Here is an 18,047-nt window from a genome sequence, read left to right on the forward strand (position 1 = left end):
AATCCTTACATTTTTGTGATTTAGAAACGAAAACTGAGTAACGCTAAGGTGACTAATTTACCAGAGTCGGGAGATGCAGCTGTTGATGATGATGAAATTAGGGATATTTATCGATTACGTTGGGGAGTTGAACTCTTGTGGAAGTTTTTAAAAATGCATTTAAAACTTGACAAATTAATTACCAAAAACGTCAACGTCATCACCATACAAATTTACGTTAGTTTGATAGCTTATCTGATTTTACAGCTTTTATCTATTCCCGCACAATGGGGACATACACTATTAGATAAATTCCGCTATTTGCAATCTTGTATGTGTCAGAAAATCAGTTATGTTCATTGGTTTGAGGAGATGATGTTATGTTGACTAATTTAGACTTTTTAGAGTTAGTGTAACTATCTATGTAAAGTTTTGTATCAGTATTCAACATTTCTGGGTTTTTCCATAATTTTACTCGCAATGCAATATTGACAAAATCTCTCTAACTGGGGCTTTATCTGCTTCTAGCTTCTCTATTCTCTCTAATAGTCGTTTTGGAATATACTTGCACTTTTTAACTAGGCGATCGCCATCTTTCCAAAACTCATAGTGATACCAAGCTTGGGGATAATCTTTGCCGTGAAGGGTAATGGTTTTCCACTGAATGGAGCCACTACCTAATCCTTTGTGTCGTCTAGTTTTACTAGGGCTATCTTTACTGGGGGTTATCTCTGACTGTTCGACATCGTTACTAGGGTTATTTTTACTGGGGGGTATTTCTTTGTGTCGTCTAGTTTTACTAGGGTTATTTTCGATATCCCCTAGTAATGTGTTTTTACTAGGGCTAGGCACAACACCCAGTAATCCCAAAATTTCTCTAATTGGGCGCTTCTTGAACTCTGATTCTTGAATAACTCCAAGTATTTGCTTGGGAATGTACTTGGTCTTCTTTCTCCCTTTTTCTTGCCAATGATAATAAGCCTGGGGATAGTCCTTTCCACCCCTAGTAATGGTGCGCCAATGAATAGTACCGTTACCCTCACCCCAATTTCTGCGCTTTTTACTAGGGCTATCTTTACTGGGGGATATCTCTATTTGTTCAGGCTTTTTACTAGGGTTGTCTTTACTGGGGGATATCTCTATTTGTTCAGAGTTTTTACTAGGGCTATTATCAATACCCCCCAGTAAAAATTCCGATACAGGAGGCGGATGGTTTCGACAGCAGTTTGAAGACTCAGATATTTCCGGAGCGCAAATTCTGGATAATTCCATAGGACTTGTCAAAAAAAACCGTTGCTGTACCTGTTTCACCGTGCCGTGCTTTAGCCATGATGAGCTCTAATATTCCTTGGTCTGTAGTATCTGGGTTGTAATACTCATCCCGGTAAGCGAGAATAATATTGTCTGCCACCATTTCTAAAATTCCCGATTGGCTAAGGTCGCTCATCATTGGGCGCTTATTCTGTCTGCCCTCAACTCCCCTAGAAATTTGAGAAAGTGCCAACACAGGAACATCTAAATCTCCAGCCATTTTGTAAAGTCCCCGTGCCACGTCACCTAGTTCATAACTCCGGTTGCCGCCTGAATCCTCTGCCATCATTTGCAGGTAATCAACGACAACTAACCCAAGTTTTCCCTCTTTGGCCTTAATTTGACGGCATTCGGAAGCAATTCCAGAAACGGTAATACCTCTTGAGTCATTCATATAAAGCGGCAGTTCTGAAGCAATACCAACGATTTTGGCAATGCTTGTAAATTCCCAGTCTGCTAGGGGTTTATTACCTGAGCGATGTCTGCGTATACGATCGCTTTTTAGTGGCGTTAACTCTAAATGCTTGTAAGCGTTGCTAACACTAATTAAACTCCACAGCCTGTACTCCAATTGTTTCTTTGTCATCTCCAAGGAGAAGATGACCACAGGTAGCTCATGGAACAGTATCATTTGGAAAGCCAAAAACAAGGCGATCTGGGACTTTCCCATTGATGGCCTACCCGCAACTATGGTGAGTGTGCCACTTTCAAATCCCACCATCAAATTATCGAGTTCATGAAGTCCTGTAGGGTAAATGGGGTTTCCTGAATTTAAATCCTCGTAAGCAGCAACGTTAATCGTGCTGTTATGTTCAGTGTTTGAAGATAGGGTTTGATTAGATAATTGGAAAATTTTCTGTTCTGATTGGTCAAGGATTTGTGGTAACTCAGTTTCTGTCTCATAACCGAGATGTACAATTTCATTTCCAGCCTTGATTAACTGTCTACGCGCGAATTTGTCCATTACCAACTCGGCTAAAGTGTCAATGTTGACAGCTGACACTGTGCGGTCTACCAGAGTTGCTAATTTATTTCTCCCGCCGATACGGACTAGTAAATCGTGGTCAGTAAGCCAAGCTGTAACTGTGAGTAAATCAGTGGGTTTACCAGAGCAATGAAGGCGCTGCGCGGCTTGATAGATATCTTTATGGGCGCTAATGTAAAAGGCTTCGGGAATAAGGCGATCGCTGACTCTACCGATTGCTTCTGGGTCAAGCATGATACCACCTAAAATCGCCTCTTCCGCTTCGATGTTTTGGGGTGGCAATTTATCAATCACGTCTCACCGCCAGTATTCTCAGCGAGATTTTGCCTTTGCGACTCTTCCCAAGCTCTTTGAGCCTGTCGTTGCCGTTCCTCGATTTCTCGGCGGAATTCATCTCGAGCATTTTTTGTTTCAGTTTTTTTGGCTTGTACCTGTTTTGAAGCCAGATATTTTTCGTAATAAACCTCCCAGCGATTTCTTCCAGCTTTGTTCTTGTGAGCTAACCAAGCCTCAATGTCATTCACTGGCTGGCTAAGATCTTTGGTTTTTTCCTCACAAAATTTCCAAAAATTCGCTCGCTCCTCTTCCGAGAGAGTCTTAATAAAGTCTGAATAAGTCTTATAAGTCTTAGGAGTTGAAGATTGGCTCTGGCTAGGGCTTTTAGAACTCGGTTGTTGCGTAGCGATCGCGCTTGTTGCGTCATGATCACGCTTGTTGCGTAGCGATCGCGCTTGTTGCGGTGAGACAACACTGTTGCGATGAGACAACACTGTTGTCTCATCGCAACAATGAAGCCCCCCAGCTAAAATTTTGACTTTGACTTTCAGTAGTTCAAGGTCAATGAATCCCTTGTCATCTAAGGCTTTGAGAGCGCGGCTAACTGTAGAGCGATGTACTTCTTTATTCTCTGTTGATAGTTGCCTAGCTATCCCGGAAACAGACAACTCAACCCCGTCGCCATAAGGGTCGAGAGTGCGAATGTAGTACAGCACATCTCTCTGTGCTGGCGTTAATTCTCGGCAGGCTTTCAGCCATTCCTCGTGCTGGAGTGGGTAAAACTTACCTTGAATTTTTGAACTGTTCTGTGTCATAATCACCTTAATAAGCAAGAAAAATTTCCAGCCCCTGTCCCCCCAGACAAGGGCTAACTTTTTAAATACCAGCCATTTGACACACAGCAATAGAGAGCAAAGCGATTAGCAACTTCAGGCGTTACTTGATGTATGCCTAAATTCTCTTAACTTGCGCCCTCAAAAGTGTCGCCAAAGCAAGTATTAGCCGAAGTTCTGCTCTACTGAAGAAAAGCTGATCTTATGTTTTCAGTCAGAACTGCTGTTGGCTTAATTTGAAAAGAGTAAGTCCCTTGTTATCATTGAATTATCTATATCTTCAAAAATCCTAATAGAGTTCTCTCTAAATATCGCATACTATAACAACTAACTAATCCTATAATTAGCTAGCAATGCAAAATTTTGTAACAGATGAAACTTCTCTTTACCAGCAACTATTTGACGAGATGTTCGATAGATTCAACCTTTCGGCAAAGGTTGTAGCCAAGCAAGCTGGAGTTTCAGAGGTGTTAATTTCCAGATTTCGTAAGGGAAAAGCTGACTTGGGAACTAGAAAGTTTCTAGCATTGTTAGGGGCTGTTCCCATAGAAGCACGGGAGTGGTATTTGTCTCAGCTGCTTGGGGCAAAGCCAGGTGTAAGCCTGCAAAAGCTTGTATCTGCTGCCTCTGCTGTAGAAAGAGTTGAAATCATCAATTTAATTGCCTATTCTTTCCTAGAAGATCGAAAAATTACTGGGACAAGTGAATTGATATCATCAGCAGTATGATCCATAGTATAATCCCATGATATTAGTGAACATAAGGGTATTATATGGACTTGTTGCTTGCCCATATCCAATTTTAAAGCGATGTGATTGGATAATCTCCATGTTGGTCAGTCCAAAATACTTGCGTCGTAAGGATTTTGTGTGGAGATAGTCAAGTGCTTTGAGGTGTAAACTCATGATTAACCAATCAACACTATTAACTTTATTTAGTTGAGTAATTGGTGTATCCCTAATAACTTTGTAAAGATTTTAGAGATGCCCAATTTCAATTTAAAGTGCGATTTTGATAAGATATGGAGTTTAGCAAACCTCGTATAACCTAATCTACTTTAGCTTCTGGTAAGCCGTCCTCTGGGTATCTACGGGTACGGTACATGAACGCCAACGCCTTTTGGTTTATAAAAATACTCACCCATAGTTGTTTGAGGGTAAGTAAACTGTGGCCTAAGCGATCGCTCTTTTTGACCCAAAAACTTATTCGATTAACTTACCAATTTCCTTTAATTTCTGTTCTAAGATTTCTTGTAAAGATTGAAGTTGTTCACGACTAGCATTAGCTAAAATTATCTCAGATAATCCACTACTGATTTTTTGAATAATTACTTTTACTTCTTTCGATTCTGATTGTTCTAATGTTAAATACTTAGCTTTAATACCCTTAATTAAATCACGTGTCTCAGGTACAGTTAAACTTTCTTTTAATACCTGTTCTGTTGCTTTTATTCGTTCTATAGCAGCCTCTTGTTCGGAAATTTTCAATATTTTTGATGACAATGTTGCTAATGCCAATGCGTGAGCGCCTTTCAGTTCTCGATGACGAATTGCTTTTTTTAAATCTTCTGGCAAAGATAACATTGGTAAAAGATTGGACTTAACAGAAGCAGGATTCAACCCAAATTCTAAGAACACTAAAAATAAAGCTTGCTCCTCGTTATTAATATCCAGTACTTCTAAACCTTGTTGTTGCTTCTCACTACTAGCAATTAATAGTTTTGTTAGTTCCTTGACTTGATTATTACGTTCAAGCCGCTTAAGTACAGCACCAAGAGTTATAGCAACCTCATCCAATTCTAAACCAGTTGATTTGGTGATCTCTTTAAATATTGCTTCTGCCTTATCGAGTGGATTTAAATCTTCAAAACCTAAAAAAGTCAATAACGATGATTGGTCTAAATCCTGTGGCTGAGGTACGATTAATGCCCGAATAGTCTCCCATCCCAATAGCTTCGCTCCTGACCAACGTAACTGTCCGTCCAAGAGCATATAACGGCCGTTATCTTGAGGAACTAAAATTACTGGTGTAATCTGCCCATGTTTTTTTAGTAATCTCGCTTTTGTCTGAATAGACTCTTGTGTAATTGTTTGTCTTGGCTGGTTAGGGTTAGGGTCAATTAAACCCGTATCAATGGCAATTTCACCTGTTTGCGTTTGCAATTGTTCGCGTAGTTTGGCTATTTCTGTCTCTAATTCTGGTGATTGCGATGCACGTAACCTTTCTACTTCAGCTTGTAAATCCGTAATTTTTTGTTCTTGATCAGTTTTCTGTACTGCCCCTTTAAATTTATCGCCTATTTGCGGTAATGCTTTTGCCATTATTTTTCCTTAATTAATGCAATGACATCATCAACAATTAATTTGAAATCTTTGCAAGCAGGATGCTTGGGACGATACTTGTGCAATGGTAATCCATAGGCACTAGCATTTTTAAACTCGTTAGAACTCCGAATTTTTGGATATAACTTTATCCCTAATCTCTCAGCAATTGCAGGTAACTGTGCCAGGTATTGCCTGTGCATAGCTACTACTCCGTTATACATACTGGGAACAAACCCTAAAATTGGTGGACGTGGTTCAAGTTGTAACTCGTCACTTGTGGAAATACACCATTCAACTAACTCTGCCGAACCAGAAATAGCTTTCATCTCTAACTGTACTGGAACCAAAACATGAGTAGCAGCAGCTAAAGCATTGACATTTAGCATACCCAAAGTTGCAGGACAGTCCAAGATAATTAAGTTGTGAGGTAATGAATATTTATTTAATTTGTCGGCTAGACTGTATTCTCCACGTTTTCTGATCACCAATTCATTAGCTATTTCAGCCAACAAGGGATGTCCTTGACACACCTCAACTTTTGAATCCCAAACTGGTACTAATGACCAATCACCTTTAAAATCCTTAGAAAGTAACTCTACTGTAGTTAAATTTGCTTCGGCTGGTGACAAACCACAAAACACATCCAATGAACGTTGGGGGTCTAAATCTAACATAGCTACTGTATAACCCCGCTTACTTACTTCATAGGCAATATGTGTGCTAATGGTAGACTTACCTACTCCACCAGCATTAGCCAGGAGTGCGAGAACTATCTGTTTCATAAAAATTACTCAAACTTAGTCGCAGTATATCAATTGTTTGTCGGATTTTAAAATCCGACAAACATAAGTTTGAGAATTTTAATAAATGTCGGATTTCAAAATCCGACACAAGCTGAATTTCCAAAATTACATTCGACTCACCCAAATAACTCCCGATGCTGATAAGCAAATCGAGAAACATCCAGACTAGCCACAGGTTTCGCATAAATAGCCTGATTGCGAATTGCCTGTATCTGTTCTGACTCTCGCTCCATAGCTGGTGTGAATTCTTGTCGCTGTGTCAGCAAATCCTCAAACTCAATTTCCCCTGGTCTACATTGATAAAAAGCCTCTTCAGCACAACGACGGACTGCATTACCAATTTCTGCCGGACTGCAAATGCGATATTCAGCCAACAGTCTACGCCATTGGTCATCGCTCCAAGGTGAGTTATTGTCTCGAAACGCTGGAAAATACTTAGCTAGATGTAGATTGAAAATTTCATATCTTGCCCCTTCATGGGGTAAGTCCACAAAAAAGATATCATCAAAACGGCGAACTAATTCCGCAGGTAGCATTGACAAGCGATTGACAGTAGCAATGGTATAAACTGGCTCTTGATGCTCTTGCATCCAAGTCAACAAAGCCGCAGATAGCCGCCGTGCTACACCTCCATCTGCATTGGAATCCCAGCCAGCAAAGCCTTTATCAAAGTCATCCCAATAAAGTACGCAGGGAGAAAGGGAAGTTACCAAAGCAATAAACTCCTTTAATGCTCTGTCGGGATGAGGATCGCCCAGTAGTACACCCCAATTAGCTGCTAACAGTGGCAATCCCATTTTCTTAGCTGCTAACTTGGCAGAAAGACTTTTACCAGTACCCGGTGGCCCCCATAAGAGCATCCCAGTGGGAAACTTTAATCCATATTGCTTTGCTTTAGGTTGAAGTAGACAGGTAATAGTTTCCAACCTTTTCTCCAGTAAATCTAATCCCCCGGCTGAAGGTACATCCGGTTGAGCAATGTACTCTAAACCCCGACCCCGCAGTTTACTAACTTTATGCTCTAGCACTAATTGGGCGATTTCCTCAAGCCGCTTTGTAAAACCTAGACATTGCTGTAGTAGCATATTTATCTCGCCTATGGGTAAACCCTGACAGGCAAGAAAGAGCAATTGCAGTGCTGATGTTTTTTCTGTTGTCTTTAACCAAGAATTGCGATCGGCTACGGCGCGGCGATCGCACTCTGCAAACTGCTGAAGCCGGGGATGGCTACTTCCAACCCAGGCATCACAAAACTGCTCCACAACCATCTGCACCTGCTGTTGGTCTGGAAGTGGATTTGACAGTATAGGAATAAAAGGCTGTAATTCTAGAGGTAGTTGAATGTAAGTTTCCAATAACACCCAGTAATGACGTTGTTGACTCCAGAGAGCTTGATGACAGCCATTGAGTAATTGATAGCTACATTTTTGACTTATTTTGCTAGTATCACCCTCATTTAGCATTCCCTCCAGTAAATAAATACCCGATTGATATTCCTCCAGAAGATACTGAATAATGTCCCCGTCTTTACCTCTGTCAGTTGACTGCAAGATGTACTGACCTTGATGCTGAATTAATTGCTGTAGTCCACAGTAACCAGGATTCCAGACAAAGACTGACAAAGACCGCTCCTCACCCCAATGGTAAAACTGCTGTAATATCTGCATTCTGTCAGGCGTATGATACTCCACAGCCACAATTGGAGTATTTTGGTTAGCTAGAGCAGGCCAGTCTGTCAACTTCATAAATCTGACTTCAACAACTTACTTTCCCCTTTTAGAGCAAATTTATTACTGATGCTTTAGCCACACGGACAATTCTCACTAACGGATTGGCTATATTTCTGACGTGAAAAAGAGCGATGGCTACGCCCGCCGCAGGCATCGCCTCCAGTACAGTGTTAATTTCGGAAACTGCTCCTAGTCCGCTTCTTTATTTCTTAAAAGCATAAATTTGTCGCAGCAAAGACAGGTTTGAAATCGCAAAAAAATGAAATTAAAATGAAATGGATGTGAAAGCCGCGATTGCGGCAAGGAGGTGAAAAATTTACTTCATTAAAGGAAGTTGTAAAATGGCTATCGCTAAAGCTAGAACCAATAACAATCGCAACGCAGCTAATGCTAAAACATCTGCCAAAACCAATGGCACATCCGCTACAACTAAATCAAAGGTAGCGAATGCTTCACCACAAGAAGAGGCATTAGCCTTGTTGAAGGAATTGCGGAACCTAATCTTCAAAGAATATGGCGTTAAATTACAACTACGCGATTCCCGTGTTTCAACTAAAATCGGTCATGCAGCGCGTGAAAAACTCGGACTTGACATTGCTGCTCAGGTGAAAAAGAAAGGTGGTAACAAAAAGTTTGATTGGCAAAAATGGAATACCAAATTATTTACTAAATTGTTTGGACAACCAGATGCACTCAAATATGCACCAGAAGTAGTGGCAATTTTCATGAGTATGCTGTATGACACTATCAGCACTGACCCAGAGCAAGCAATAGCAGATTTAGTGGAATTCAACCGCGCATCTCTGGAACGTCGTAATTCTTTCCAAGAACAAGAAGAGGAAGAACTTGACGATTTAGATGATGAACTAGACGAAGAACTGGATGAAGATGAGGAGGATATTGAAGATGAACTAGACGAAGATTTAGATGAAGATGACGAATTAGATGAAGAAGATGAAGATGAGTAAATAACTCCGGCTTATTCTCAGTAATGACAGAATAATAACCCAAAATAACCATGTATTGCCTCAAACAATACAGGTTATTTTTTTGCCGAATAAAGAATTGAAAATGGAGCGAATTGCATCTTTCGATGCTGTTTCTATGAGAAAAATACTAAATATCAAGGAATAATTCTCATGGTTAACGCTAACGTTCGCAAAACTGCTAAAGCATCACGCAAAATTGAAAGGCATATTCCTGCTTTAGAACGAGTAATGACTTATCAGGAAAAAGTACACCTGATGGTAATTGAAGTATTGCGGGAAGAATCAGGAAGAGAATTAGCAGCAGCAGCCAGATTTAACGGACAAGAGTTTGATTGGGACAAACACAATTCCCAATTCCGTAAGGACTATGTAAATACACCATTAAAAGAACTAGTGAATTATGCCCGCAAACTTTACGGCTTGAATAATCTTGATGAAATACGAGATAGACGTGCTTCTCATAAAGCTGCTCGGTCTAAACGCATGGACGGACTCAATGGTTTAAGTAGCAACTCTGATGACTTGATCAATGACGATTTTGAACAAGATGAAGATGACGAAGATATAGAAATTGACGATTAATTACGATGCCCTGAATTATCTAATTCAGGGCATTCTATTTCCCGCCCACCCGCATCCAACAAACAGAATTGAATGCAGCGATTGCTGCTGAATTGAAGAGATTTAAAAGTGAACTCTAACTCAGAAGGCATCTGTCGATGCTATTTAGGTGAGATGTAGCAATTCGTTAATCAAAGGATAATCAAATGACTCAAATGACTCGTAATCAGGAACAAACAAAAGCGTTGGATCAAGTAATAGGATATCAGGATAAAGTGCGATTAATGGTACTGGAAGTTTTACGTGAGGAATCAGGTAGAGAACTTGCTGCTCAAGCACGCTTTAATCAGCAAGAGTTTGATTGGAACGAACATAACATTCAGTTTCGCCAGGACTATAGCGAAACTCTCATCAATGAACTACTAGCATACGCCAAACGTCTGTATGGACTGAAAGATTTGGATGCAGTACGGGAACGGCGCAAAGCTCATAAACAACAACGTACAGCTAGATGGGCTGAAGCTTCATAATTACCTGCTGGTTCTCACAGTAGCCCCACTAAAATGTGGGGTAACTTTTTTGCCCGCCCACCCTTAACCGTAAAAGCTTTATTTGACCAAAGATGCAGCTTCGCACCCCACCCCACCAAATGTTGTAATTGTCCGACTGGAAAGTTTACTAGTCATTAACTCATCAATCTGTTGGTTTGAAAGTTGAGTTGGCTTGACTTCGACTGTGGGTGCAGTATCTCCCCTGTTGACTTGAATAATGGAATCAGCCCAATAAAACTGCTGCTGGTCAGGTTGTGAATAAACAGGATAACAGCCTTTCGAGGCGATCGCTAATTTATGCTCTACGCTAGAAACTGATGGTAGAGAAATACCAGCACGAACTAATTTTACCTCTCCTACTGGCCCCCACAAACGTAATTGTTGATTGACACAACGTTTTCCATCCTTGAGAGGGGCAATAATGTTGCCACAAACTTTAACATCCACATCATACATCGGCGGATAATCAGGCACAGTTTGAGCTTGAGCTTGAGTCGTATTTTTCTCATCCTTGCCACTGACATTTACAGTAGTAGGGGTACAAGCTGTAACTATACCTCCTATTACCAGCAGCCAAAGCCAGTTAACTTTGCAGGTAAACATCTGCTGAATCCTCTTCTACGATTGAGAAATTGACAACTAATTTTTTAACTTAAACCCCGTCCATTTTGAAACCTGGAGTTTTTAAGGAGAGTGTATTATTCGTTCGTGGCTTGAGTTCTGAACTTTACCCTGATTCCAACAAACTACGGTTTTCAAGGTAGACGCGGTTTAGATACAAACTGGCGCTGATTGCTAGGTGATGTCCATAACGTGCAGAACCCGGATGAGGCTTTTCTGCTACTTGCTCCAATTTCCAGTGTTACCCCCAAACGCTTAACATCCTTAGCACAAGTAAGTTGACCGTTTTGGTCACGACTCAGCAAATCTTGATTCCATTGCATTAAGTTGTGAGCAAACTTACCTTCATTACTGGTTGCCCATTCCAAAGCATTGGCTTGGGCTTGTGTGAGTTGGCGTGGCCCAGCAGGATCTAGATGACTAGATTGATACCAGGACATTCCACCTACACTTACTAGTCCGCCTACTCCAGCTGCAATTAATAGCAGTATTCCCGCAGCAATTAAAGAGGGAACCGAATGAATAGCACGCTCAAATTCAGTACGCCTAATTAATCCTGTTACAGCCTGAGCGATCGCTTTTTGCTGACCTTTTACTGCTGCCTTTTCATATGTCTGGAGATGGTCATAAAGCTGCGTTTGCCACAGGTCAAACATTGCTTCCATTTCTTTGGGATTGTCTTCCAATAATACTTGTAGCCTACCAGTAGCAATCATCATCAGAAATGCTGGATCATCAGGGTCAAGCCCAGTTTGGACTACTATTTCCCAAACCCTAGCTTTAAATGAATCATCTTTACCTCGAATGGCTAAATCTAGTAAAGTTGGGTAAGGAATTTGGCTCAGTCCTTTGCCTCTAGCGGCTACTGAATCCAAAAAATCATCGTCTAAATCGAGTTCTTCAGTGTGAGAATTACTCATATCTGTATTTGCTTTTAGCTAATTAGCGCCCTCGTACCCTACGCTCATTTGGTAATCCGATTTGATGGTGGGAGATGTCACCGAAACAGTGCTGAGTGCTGAGTAAAAAAGTAAAATTAATTGCACGGGCTAAACACTCCGCTACCGATAACAGCACTCCTGAATTAGATTACTTTTTGGTAGCAACTTTGCCGTTGACATTAGCATCATCAACTTTTTCTGTTGGGGCAGTAATTGAAGCTGTCGGAAGATTCCAAATTTTAGCTTTCTCAATTTCCTCAGAAGCTTTTTTGAGAAAATTGTGTAATCGCTGCTTACCCAATACACCTAACTCTCCATAATCTCTAGCCGCAGAAAAATTTATCTGATTGGCATCAAGGATATCCCGCTCTCGATAGCTGAACTTGGGAAAATTGATGACAGCTACTTTATGAGCTTTGATTAAATCCTGTAAATTCTTACGTCCATCTACATGTTTCCAGTCATCGCATAAACCATAATTGCGTACAAATATGTGCTTAATCTTGTTCTCAAAGCGTTCGAGAGATTGCATAAATAATTGAACGCTGTCATATCCACCACTACAAACAAACCACTTATATATTTTGACCTTATTTTTCCCCGTAATTTCTAGGATTTGATTACGCTCAATCCAATCAGTTACTGCTGGGTATACTTGAGCAGGTAAATTGACAATCACAGAAGTTGTTAGCGCTAAATTAAAAATTTCATCAGCATCGTAAGCTTTACGCTCTGATTCGCTAAAAACTGCTGTTTTATGATTGTCTGGGTAAAATGCACCCACATCTGGATTACTTTGGTCTGCTTCTACCAATTCATAAGAGAGTTTATTGTCAATGCAGTATTGCACCATAACCCGTGCAAACAAAGACTTGCCAACTCCACCTTTTTCACCATCCATGAAGTGAATTGCTGCCATCTTAAATCTCCTTTTTGATTTGACTAAATATGCATTAATAAATACTTAAATATTCTCAAACATATTGTCTGTATCATCATAGAAAGACCCCTCGCCAGCAATGAAGGAATCAGAATCTATTTTGTGTTTTCGCTGGTTGTCACTATTACTAGTGCCATTGCCTTTACTTTTACCTTTAGCGCTAGCATTACTATCATTCTCATCATCAATACCACCGCTATTACCAATTTCTAGACCGAACATAGTAGCAAGCGTTTGAGGATTGGTCATAGTGCTGAGAGGTACAGGCAAAACATCACTTGATTTATGTGGTAATCCTAGTTCCATTCGCAAATAAGCCAAATGTTGCTCCAGGGCATGACAACAAATTAACCCTACCTGACGCACCTCTTTATCACTAATTTCTACATCCGCATTTGCTTGAGCTTGATATGCTAAAGGCAACCAACACATTCGTAATGCCTGTAACACCATCTCTTTGCTAGTACTGACCCCATTTCCTTTTTGCAAATATATAATTAGCTTTGCATCAACAGTATTTGAGTAAGCACGAAGCCGAAGAGTCAAATTTTTATATTGTCTTTGTCTGTCAGTATCAGTTCGTTCAGGCAATTTGCGACTACCGCTACTATTGGGCTGTCTATTATTGTCATTATTTTTGGGTTGTTTTTTATTTGTAGTCATGCTACCTTCTCGATTTGCGCTCTAAACCGCATAAACAAACCAAACGCATCAATCAACCTAAACGACAAAGCTTCCTGCTCTCGGAAAGTACGGCAATAATCATTACTTTTATCCTTGAATACTTCTTGTACCTGTTGCTGTAAGTCAGCACCCCAATAAGTTGAAATTTCTTGAAAACAATCTTGTAACTCTTGCTCTAAATACAATGCTGCGCCACCACTCAAAATCACCTCGTTCACCGCAGGTAAAGTTGATTCCAGCCAATCGTAAAGCCTAGACCAATACTCAGTTTTAGCAGTAGCAATGGCATTAACAATCATCTGCAATTCATAGTCAATATTTTTAGGTTCTCTACTTTTGACCAGAGTGCGAATTGCTTGGTTGTCAGCCGTGATATCTGAACCGGCTGCATAGATGGCAGAGGTTAAAGCAGTGGCATCCTGTCCAGATGTGCGCTCAATTACTCGCTTTACCATTTGGTGAAAGCCCAGCCCATTAGTGTAACCCGCCGTCATCTTGCCCCGTTCAAATAATAGAAGGCTGGTATTGCGATGCCCGAACATTAGCACTGCGATGGTTTGAGCATTAAACCATTCTTTACCATTCTGGCGTTGGCGAATCATTGCCAATCCCGCACCTTCGGGTAAGCACTCGAATCGCTCCAGTTTCACCCGCAACCTTTGACCCCGAAACCTAAAATCCTTGAGTGCAGACTGCAATTGTTGCTCAAATGCTTGGCGATTTTGATATTCACCATAGGGTAGTAGTGAGGTCAGTGATAGTGAAAACCTGTTAGGCAATTTGTTGTGTTGAGCGATCGCACCAATAACCGCCAAGGCTTTGTGAATTGAGGTTTCGTACTTGAGCTTATCGAGTCTGGCAGATGCTGAAAACTGCCGTGCCAGGAATCCAACTACCGTACATTGTGTATCACCATCCGCAGGATTTGACACCCAGGCTTCATCTACTGGTTTAGGAGATTCCAGACCCTTGCGACTAGACATATAAGCGTCAATCGAACTTTGAGGCAACTTTAGCATCTCTGGTTCCATTGTCATCAAACATGGTTTGCCTTCAGTTGCTAGTTCGTAAACAATCTTGGTCAAGGAAGCACCAGGGTCAAAACTGACTATCAAGTTTGACATTGACTGTAGTTCACCTAAAAGCTTTCCTTTAAGTTAAGTACAAATATAAATCATGCCAATCTACCTACTGACCATTTTTATCAGGCGAAAAATTAGCCCATTGGTTATTTTTTGGCTGCATTTTCTCAAGTAGTTATTTTTATGCTATTGAATTCAAAAATACGCCACTCAAATGCCAATTCAACGCCACTTAAGCGTCACTTGAGCGCCAATTAAATCTCAATTGAGCGCCAATTTAACGCCACTGCATACATTATGTATATATTGTTTTTATCAATAACTAAGCTTATTGACAATAAAATGGTCAAAAAATGCCAATTCAGTGCCACTTAAATGCCAACTCAATGCACTGATGTTTTTAATTTGAGTAGCCCAAAAAAACCTTTGGTGAGTAGCAAGCTATGTTGCTGTCCGGACATTTTTTCTGGGGAGAAAAAACGCACCCCCCAGGTGCGGCAACAAACTTGCCCTCCTTTCACGGTTCCCCTACCTAAGTAGGTCAACCACCGTGACAGAGGGGAAGATGATACGAAAATTCTCTCTGGGAGTTCAGCCTGGAAATTTCTGCAAGGTTTGGGTGGATTAGCTTTTCAATTGCGCGATGGGCTATGGCTCCGCCGTAGGCGATCGCTCGCTTTCGCTATATCGAGATGCCCCTAGCGCTATCTTGACTTCCTTAGCATTGGTGACAAGTTAAGGAAAAGGGGAAATTGTCAAGCGGGGTAGCTGGTTTGTTTGAGCTACAAGGGTGATTACGGTTGGTGCAAGATATGAATTAATGCTAATTTTGATACAGCGTACATAAAACCAACCCTTAACCAATCATGAATAATCCGCAACAACCGCGAGAATACGATGCTGTGCTTGGTGGTAATAGTCCATCAATGGAAGGTGCAGCCGTTTTAGGTGGGATTGAAGAGGTAAAATTACGGTTGCAAAATCCAGATGCAAAGGTGAGAATTGCAGCACTTGAGCAAGCAGTGAATTATGGAGAGCAGGGTTTAGATTTAGTATTAATTGAGGGTTTAAATGATGAATCTGTAGAAGTACAAAAACAAGCTCATTTTCTCTTAAAATCCCGCACAGAAATAAAAGTTAAAAAGGCATTAATACAATTAGATGCACATTTAAGAATAGAAGGATCAACATCTTACTCGAAATTACGTAATTATCTTGCACAGGGGAAACTCGAAGATGCTGATTGTGAAACAAGGGAAGCAATGGTAAGAGCCACATTCAGGGAACACAAAGGTTATTTACGTATGAAAGATTTTGATAACTTCCCCTGTGAAGACCTCCAAATTATTGACCAATTGTGGCTAAAATACAGTGGTGGTCGGTTTGGTTTTTCTGTCCAAAAGCGGATTTATCAAAGTTTTGGTGGGACTAAAGAATACAACGAAAAAATTTGGAATGCTTTTGGTGAAGCAGTAGGATGGAAGTTAGATGGTCGCTGGTTGCAAGATAAAGATATAAGTTTTGACAAAAGATCACCTGAAGGACATTTTCCAGTTGGAAGGCTTTTGTGGTTTGGAAGATGGGGTTGCTCTTGCTTATTCATCTCTCGTTTCGCATCGAAACTTTAGAATTGTAACCTAAATATCTAAGGTTTATAAAAAATTATTCATCTGTGGTATTGAAGGAGTAAAAATGCCGTTGAGAAATCCAGATGTAAAGGTGAGGATTGCTGCTCTTGAGCAAGCTGTGAATTATGGAGAACAGGGATTAGATTTAGTGATTGCAGGTTTAAAAGATAAATCTTGGGATGTTCAAAATGCGGCTTATTTAATATTAAATAAAAGAACAGAACCAAGAATTAAGCAAATATTACAAGATCCTCGTCAATTAGGTTTCAAATTAAAAGAAATTGAAGTAATAACAGTCAACAGACGTGGACAAATTATTCAGCGTCAGCAGCGTATAGCTAGATATTTTACGGAAGGTTTGGGTAATGGTGTTACCTTAGAAATGGCTGCAATTCCTGGTGGTAGTTTTATGATGGGTTCACCGGAAAGTGAAGCAGGAAGACTTTCTTCTGAAAGCCCTCGGCATCAAGTTACAGTTCCCGGTTTTTTCATAGGAAAATATGAATTAACACAGGTACAATACCAAGCTATTGTAGGGAATAATCCTTCTCGATTCAGAGGTGACAATCGCCCAGTTGAAAATCTAAGTTGGTATGATGCAATTAAATTCTGTGAGAAATTAAGCCAAAAAACAGGAAAAACCTACAGGCTCCCAAGTGAAGCTGAATGGGAGTATGCTTGTAGGGCAGGATCAACTACACCATTTTACTTTGGTGAAAATATTACACCAAATTTAGTTACCTATGGTGGTAATGTTACTTACGCATTTGCACCCGAAAATCAAGAACAAACTAAATTTGTAGGAACTTTTCCCCCTAATGCCTTTGGTTTATATGATACGCATGGTAATGTGGCAGAATGGTGTGAAGATGATCCGCATAATAATTATATAAACGCTCCTAATGATGGAAGTGCTTGGATTAATCAAAGTAGTGGAATCCATAAGACAGCACGCGGCGGTTCTTGGTACGATAATCGTGAAGATTGCCGTTCGGCGCGTCGGTATGCGCCCCATGCAGATGGCAGTAGTGCCGCGACTGGTTTTCGTGTTGTGTGTGATGCTGCGTAAACTTTATGGCTCTTTATACTCTCGCTCTTTTACTCTTTGCCCTTATTAACTTTTTTCCTTTTTTACTTTATTAAACAACTTCTCTTTTTGCAGGAGATAAATTTTGATTCTTCCTACCCGAAAAGGGTAGGATGTTAAATGATTATGTATGTTTGATATTTTTCAAATTTGACTTACTTGTAATCAAACTTACTGAAGTGTAAAAACATACTGTTTATCTGGAACAAACTCTACGGGGGGTTGTATGTCAGGGTTTTGTTGAGTTATTTTAATCAGTGTGAGATTAACCACGAGTTGATTTAGATTTGGATAAAAATCTAAATAGTCAATTTTTTCAATCCTGCTTATTTTACTAGAACCATTAAAAGTCAGAACATCGTCAGTAATTTGAGGATTCTGGATTTCAGGAATCTCAATAGTATCTTCTTCAATTAGTTTCCACCCCCCCGTGGATCTTTCTTGTTCTCTTCCAATAATGCAACTAATTTTAACACTTTTACCGTGCAAACTTGTCCACCATTGAGTAATTTGGGAAAGGTTTTCTAAATTAGTAGGTTCATTATTTCCATAAATCCAGCGAATTATGGCATAAGACTGGATCGGCTCAGGTGATGCTTGTGACATACAGAAGCAAGTTAATAAATTATCTTTATAAGATTACTCCTACTAACAAATTTTAGCTACATAGCAGTATAAATTAGAAACTTACACGATTGGCTAAAAAACTAGGCAGGATAAGC

General features: G+C 40.2%; 18 protein-coding genes and 1 pseudogene. 7 read left to right on the forward strand and 12 right to left on the reverse strand.

The window, feature by feature from the left end; genetic code table 11:
* Positions 1-5 precede the first annotated feature (5 nt).
* A pseudogene (locus HUN01_RS00700) lies at positions 6-366 on the forward strand (transposase); the annotation flags it as partial.
* 84 nt (positions 367-450) lie between these two features.
* Here HUN01_RS00700 and HUN01_RS00705 read toward each other — a convergent pair.
* From HUN01_RS00705 to HUN01_RS00715, 3 genes are read right to left on the reverse strand one after another with little or no spacing between them, the layout of a single operon-like run.
* Positions 451-1,251: a hypothetical protein gene (locus tag HUN01_RS00705; protein WP_181927176.1), complete on the reverse strand. Its 801-nt coding sequence runs from the start codon at positions 1,249-1,251 to the stop codon at positions 451-453.
* The gene (gene dnaB / locus HUN01_RS00710) at positions 1,214-2,569 is read right to left on the reverse strand and encodes a replicative DNA helicase (RefSeq protein WP_181927177.1); all 1,356 of its coding nucleotides are present in this window, start codon (positions 2,567-2,569) and stop codon (positions 1,214-1,216) included. The genes HUN01_RS00705 and dnaB overlap by 38 nt, the downstream gene beginning before the upstream one ends.
* A complete protein-coding gene (locus tag HUN01_RS00715) occupies positions 2,566-3,366 on the reverse strand; it encodes a MarR family transcriptional regulator (protein ID WP_181927178.1) in 801 nt (266 codons plus the stop codon). Before HUN01_RS00715 ends, dnaB begins: the two co-directional genes overlap by 4 nt.
* A 371-nt stretch (positions 3,367-3,737) precedes the next feature.
* On the opposite strand from HUN01_RS00715, the gene HUN01_RS00720 reads away from it, so the two are divergent.
* Positions 3,738-4,112, forward strand: coding sequence for an XRE family transcriptional regulator (locus HUN01_RS00720; RefSeq protein WP_181927179.1), 375 nt, complete (start codon positions 3,738-3,740; stop codon positions 4,110-4,112).
* A gap of 474 nt (positions 4,113-4,586) precedes the next feature.
* Here HUN01_RS00720 and HUN01_RS00725 read toward each other — a convergent pair whose 3' ends face one another.
* The 3 genes from HUN01_RS00725 to HUN01_RS00735 all read right to left on the reverse strand — a co-directional run bounded on the left by HUN01_RS00725 (position 4,587) and on the right by HUN01_RS00735 (position 8,256).
* Complete coding sequence (locus tag HUN01_RS00725; protein WP_181927180.1) at positions 4,587-5,705, reverse strand: ParB/RepB/Spo0J family partition protein; 1,119 nt, start codon at positions 5,703-5,705, stop codon at positions 4,587-4,589.
* Positions 5,705-6,490 (reverse strand): ParA family protein, encoded by a 786-nt coding sequence (locus HUN01_RS00730; RefSeq protein WP_015328472.1) that lies wholly within the window; start codon positions 6,488-6,490, stop codon positions 5,705-5,707. The genes HUN01_RS00725 and HUN01_RS00730 overlap by 1 nt, the downstream gene beginning before the upstream one ends.
* Positions 6,491-6,627: 137 nt before the next feature.
* A complete protein-coding gene (locus HUN01_RS00735) occupies positions 6,628-8,256 on the reverse strand; it encodes an ATP-binding protein (RefSeq protein ID WP_181927181.1) in 1,629 nt (542 codons plus the stop codon).
* A 326-nt stretch (positions 8,257-8,582) separates the two neighbouring features.
* Here HUN01_RS00735 and HUN01_RS00740 point away from each other — a divergent pair, with 326 nt between their 5' ends.
* From HUN01_RS00740 to HUN01_RS00750, 3 genes are all read left to right on the forward strand, one after another.
* Complete coding sequence (locus HUN01_RS00740; RefSeq protein ID WP_181927182.1) at positions 8,583-9,209, forward strand: primosomal protein; 627 nt, start codon at positions 8,583-8,585, stop codon at positions 9,207-9,209.
* A gap of 171 nt (positions 9,210-9,380) precedes the next feature.
* The gene (locus HUN01_RS00745; RefSeq protein ID WP_069069520.1) at positions 9,381-9,812 is read left to right on the forward strand and encodes a hypothetical protein; all 432 of its coding nucleotides are present in this window, start codon (positions 9,381-9,383) and stop codon (positions 9,810-9,812) included.
* 185 nt (positions 9,813-9,997) lie between these two features.
* Complete coding sequence (locus HUN01_RS00750; protein WP_181927183.1) at positions 9,998-10,321, forward strand: hypothetical protein; 324 nt, start codon at positions 9,998-10,000, stop codon at positions 10,319-10,321.
* A gap of 78 nt (positions 10,322-10,399) precedes the next feature.
* Here HUN01_RS00750 and HUN01_RS00755 read toward each other — a convergent pair whose 3' ends face one another.
* The 5 genes from HUN01_RS00755 to HUN01_RS00775 all read right to left on the reverse strand — a co-directional run bounded on the left by HUN01_RS00755 (position 10,400) and on the right by HUN01_RS00775 (position 14,652).
* Positions 10,400-10,945 carry a hypothetical protein gene (locus tag HUN01_RS00755; RefSeq protein WP_181927184.1) on the reverse strand — a complete coding sequence of 182 codons (546 nt, stop codon included), beginning with the start codon at positions 10,943-10,945 and terminating at the stop codon, positions 10,400-10,402.
* A 152-nt stretch (positions 10,946-11,097) separates the two neighbouring features.
* A complete protein-coding gene (locus tag HUN01_RS00760; protein WP_162398268.1) occupies positions 11,098-11,883 on the reverse strand; it encodes a DUF6753 family protein in 786 nt (261 codons plus the stop codon).
* A 169-nt stretch (positions 11,884-12,052) separates the two neighbouring features.
* A complete protein-coding gene (locus tag HUN01_RS00765; protein ID WP_162398267.1) occupies positions 12,053-12,823 on the reverse strand; it encodes a mobilization protein in 771 nt (256 codons plus the stop codon).
* 45 nt (positions 12,824-12,868) lie between these two features.
* On the reverse strand, positions 12,869-13,507 hold the full coding sequence (locus HUN01_RS00770) for a hypothetical protein (protein WP_181927185.1): 639 nt from the start codon (positions 13,505-13,507) through the stop codon (positions 12,869-12,871).
* Positions 13,504-14,652, reverse strand: coding sequence for a ParM/StbA family protein (locus HUN01_RS00775; protein WP_181927186.1), 1,149 nt, complete (start codon positions 14,650-14,652; stop codon positions 13,504-13,506). Before HUN01_RS00775 ends, HUN01_RS00770 begins: the two co-directional genes overlap by 4 nt.
* A gap of 824 nt (positions 14,653-15,476) precedes the next feature.
* Between HUN01_RS00775 and HUN01_RS00780 the strand changes: the two genes are divergently transcribed.
* Together HUN01_RS00780 and HUN01_RS00785 are read left to right on the forward strand one after the other, a co-directional pair.
* Positions 15,477-16,238, forward strand: a complete 762-nt coding sequence (locus HUN01_RS00780) for a GUN4 domain-containing protein (RefSeq protein ID WP_181927187.1) — start codon at positions 15,477-15,479, stop codon at positions 16,236-16,238.
* Positions 16,239-16,302: 64 nt separating this feature from the next.
* Entirely contained in the window at positions 16,303-17,307 is a 1,005-nt protein-coding gene (locus tag HUN01_RS00785) for an SUMF1/EgtB/PvdO family nonheme iron enzyme (RefSeq protein WP_181927188.1), read from the forward strand.
* Positions 17,308-17,496: 189 nt separating this feature from the next.
* On the opposite strand, the gene HUN01_RS00790 is transcribed toward HUN01_RS00785, so the two are convergent.
* Entirely contained in the window at positions 17,497-17,931 is a 435-nt protein-coding gene (locus HUN01_RS00790) for a hypothetical protein (RefSeq protein ID WP_181927189.1), read from the reverse strand.
* Between the last annotated feature and the right edge of the window lie 116 nt (positions 17,932-18,047).

This window comes from Nostoc edaphicum CCNP1411, from assembly GCF_014023275.1.
Classification (GTDB): Bacteria; Cyanobacteriota; Cyanobacteriia; order Cyanobacteriales; family Nostocaceae; genus Nostoc; species Nostoc edaphicum_A.

Coding starts and splice junctions, on each gene's coding strand:
- HUN01_RS00705 (WP_181927176.1), bottom strand. CDS start 1,251: ATGGAATTATCCAGAATTTGCGCTCCGGAAATATCTGAGTCTTCAAAC.
- HUN01_RS00790 (WP_181927189.1), bottom strand. CDS start 17,931: ATGTCACAAGCATCACCTGAGCCGATCCAGTCTTATGCCATAATTCGC.
- HUN01_RS00785 (WP_181927188.1), top strand. CDS start 16,303: ATGCCGTTGAGAAATCCAGATGTAAAGGTGAGGATTGCTGCTCTTGAG.
- HUN01_RS00765 (WP_162398267.1), bottom strand. CDS start 12,823: ATGGCAGCAATTCACTTCATGGATGGTGAAAAAGGTGGAGTTGGCAAG.
- HUN01_RS00760 (WP_162398268.1), bottom strand. CDS start 11,883: ATGAGTAATTCTCACACTGAAGAACTCGATTTAGACGATGATTTTTTG.
- HUN01_RS00740 (WP_181927182.1), top strand. CDS start 8,583: ATGGCTATCGCTAAAGCTAGAACCAATAACAATCGCAACGCAGCTAAT.
- HUN01_RS00755 (WP_181927184.1), bottom strand. CDS start 10,945: ATGTTTACCTGCAAAGTTAACTGGCTTTGGCTGCTGGTAATAGGAGGT.
- HUN01_RS00730 (WP_015328472.1), bottom strand. CDS start 6,490: ATGAAACAGATAGTTCTCGCACTCCTGGCTAATGCTGGTGGAGTAGGT.
- HUN01_RS00735 (WP_181927181.1), bottom strand. CDS start 8,256: ATGAAGTTGACAGACTGGCCTGCTCTAGCTAACCAAAATACTCCAATT.
- HUN01_RS00720 (WP_181927179.1), top strand. CDS start 3,738: ATGCAAAATTTTGTAACAGATGAAACTTCTCTTTACCAGCAACTATTT.
- HUN01_RS00775 (WP_181927186.1), bottom strand. CDS start 14,652: ATGTCAAACTTGATAGTCAGTTTTGACCCTGGTGCTTCCTTGACCAAG.
- HUN01_RS00715 (WP_181927178.1), bottom strand. CDS start 3,366: ATGACACAGAACAGTTCAAAAATTCAAGGTAAGTTTTACCCACTCCAG.
- HUN01_RS00725 (WP_181927180.1), bottom strand. CDS start 5,705: ATGGCAAAAGCATTACCGCAAATAGGCGATAAATTTAAAGGGGCAGTA.
- HUN01_RS00750 (WP_181927183.1), top strand. CDS start 9,998: ATGACTCAAATGACTCGTAATCAGGAACAAACAAAAGCGTTGGATCAA.
- HUN01_RS00770 (WP_181927185.1), bottom strand. CDS start 13,507: ATGACTACAAATAAAAAACAACCCAAAAATAATGACAATAATAGACAG.
- HUN01_RS00780 (WP_181927187.1), top strand. CDS start 15,477: ATGAATAATCCGCAACAACCGCGAGAATACGATGCTGTGCTTGGTGGT.
- HUN01_RS00745 (WP_069069520.1), top strand. CDS start 9,381: ATGGTTAACGCTAACGTTCGCAAAACTGCTAAAGCATCACGCAAAATT.